Below are 2,152 nucleotides of genomic sequence, written 5' to 3'. Positions count from 1 at the left end.
ACTGATGAAGGCTCGCAACACATTCGCAACCGCCATTCTCCTGACGCTGCTTGCGGCCGCCGTGCCGGCGAAGGCACAGGTTCCGCTGACCGAAGGCATCCAGATCGGTCTCTCCACCGATAATGTCTCGATCACCGCCGGCTTTTCCGGGGCCGACCTGACCATTTTCGGTTCGCTGGAAAACCCGGATCCACTTGTCGCGCGCCAAGGCCGCTACGACGTCATCGTCGTGCTCGAAGGTCCGCCCAAACCGGTGGTGGTGCGCCGCAAGGACAGGGTGCTAGGCGTCTGGGTCAATCTGGATTCCGAGACCTTCGAGAACGTGCCGGTCTCCTATTCGGTGGCGACGACGCGGCCGCTGCAGGACATCACCGAACCCAACAGCTACAAGCAGCTGTCGCTCGGCGCCTCCAACCTCTACATGCAGCCCGCCGATGCCGGCGACAGCCCGGCGACGATCGAGGAATTCACGGCCGCACTGCGGGAGCGCAAGTCGGCGACCGGCCTCTACAGCGAGAATGTCGGCGGCGTGCAATTCCTGTCGCAGAACCTGTTCCGCGCCACAGTGAGGCTGGCGCCAAATGTGCCAGTTGGAACCCATAAAGCCCGCGCGTTCCTGTTCAAGAGCGGCCTGTTCATCAAGGAAAGCTCGGCCCAGCTCGAAATCCGCAAATCCGGTTTTGAACAGTCGATCTTCCGTATCGCCCACAATTATTCGTTCCTCTATGGCGTCTTCGCGATATCGCTGGCCATGCTGACCGGCTGGCTTGGAAGGCTGATCTTCCGGCGGGATTAATGCATGTCGCCCAAAGGTGGCCCCGCTTTTGGGCGAGCGACATGCATCGAATCAAGACCTGAAGTGCGTCGCGTGAATCCACTCAAACGCGACGCACTTCAGAACTTTTCCCGAAAAGTGGTTTCCCTTTACCGGGGCATGCGGTAGACCGCGCTCCCCAGCCAAATGGCAGACACAAACAATTCGGTTCGGCAGCGCAGCCCGTCCCCGGGCAGCGCGCGATTTCTCGGCGCCTGTCGGCTCGCCGACGACAAATACAGGAACTTGTCATGCGACCAGCCTTCGGCGGCATCGACTTCGGCACTTCGAACTCCACCGTTGGCGTGGTCCGCAACGGGCAGCCGCGCCTCGTCGCCCTGGAGGACGGCCAGGTGACACTGCCCAGTGCCGTGTTCTTCAACTTCGAGGACAACCGCACCTGCTTTGGCCGTCACGCCATCGCCAACTACACCGACAGCATCGAAGGCCGGCTGATGCGTTCGCTGAAGAGCGTGCTCGGCAGTTCGCTGGCCCATGAAAAGACCCGCATCAAATCGCGGTCGATCGGCTTCATGGACATCGTCGGCATGTTCCTCGGACATCTCAAGATGAGGCTGGAAGCAGATGCCGGCGATACGGTCGAGACCGTCGTTCTTGGCCGGCCGGTGCAATTCGTCGACGACGATGCCGAGGCCGACGCGAAGGCGCAAAGCGAACTCGAGAACGCCGCCCGTGGCCAGGGCTTCAAGCACATCGCTTTCCAGTTCGAGCCGATCGCGGCGGCGCTCGACTACGAACAAAAGGTGACATGCGAGGAACTGGCGCTGATCATCGATATGGGCGGCGGCACGTCGGACTTCTCGATCGTGCGCGTCTCGCCGCAGCGCTCCCGGTCGCTCGACCGCAAGGACGACATCCTGGCCAGCCGGGGCGTCCATATCGGCGGTACGGATTTCGACCGGCTGCTGAGCATCGCCCATGTCATGCCGCAACTCGGCTATTTGACGCCGACCAAGGACGGCAAGCGCAATCTGCCGGCAAGCTACTTCATCGACCTCGCGACATGGCAGCGCATCAACCTGGTCTACACCGCCAAGGCGATGACGCATCTGCGCCAGATCCGCTACGAGGCCGAGCGCGCCGACCTGGTCGACCGTTTCATCCACATCGTCGAACACCGCTATGGACACGCGCTGGCCGCACTTGTCGAAAAAGCCAAGATAGAGCTGACCGACAGGTCATCCGCGGAGGTCGTGGTGAAGCTGCCGGGTGCGGAGTTCGCGGCCGAAATCACGCGCAACGGGCTGGATGCCACGATCGCCAGGGACATCGAGCGGGTCACGGCGACGGTAGCGCAGACCATCCGGGACGCTGAGG

General features: G+C 62.2%; 2 protein-coding genes. Both read left to right on the top strand.

Annotation, left to right across the window (positions count from 1 at the left end):
* Nucleotides 1-4 precede the first annotated feature (4 nt).
* Complete coding sequence (locus EN893_RS30410) at nucleotides 5-796, top strand: TIGR02186 family protein (RefSeq protein ID WP_127270392.1); 792 nt, start codon at nucleotides 5-7, stop codon at nucleotides 794-796.
* 269 nt (nucleotides 797-1,065) lie between these two features.
* On the top strand, nucleotides 1,066-2,152 hold a 1,087-nt coding region (locus EN893_RS30405; protein ID WP_164901253.1), incomplete at its 3' end, for an Hsp70 family protein.

The organism is Mesorhizobium sp. M7A.F.Ca.CA.004.04.2.1, assembly GCF_004022825.1.
Classification (GTDB): domain Bacteria; phylum Pseudomonadota; class Alphaproteobacteria; order Rhizobiales; family Rhizobiaceae; genus Mesorhizobium.
The sequence above is the reverse complement of the archived record's forward strand: the minus strand, read 5'-3'. Positions and strand labels throughout refer to the sequence as shown.

Coding starts and splice junctions, on each gene's coding strand:
- EN893_RS30410 (WP_127270392.1), top strand. CDS start 5: ATGAAGGCTCGCAACACATTCGCAACCGCCATTCTCCTGACGCTGCTT.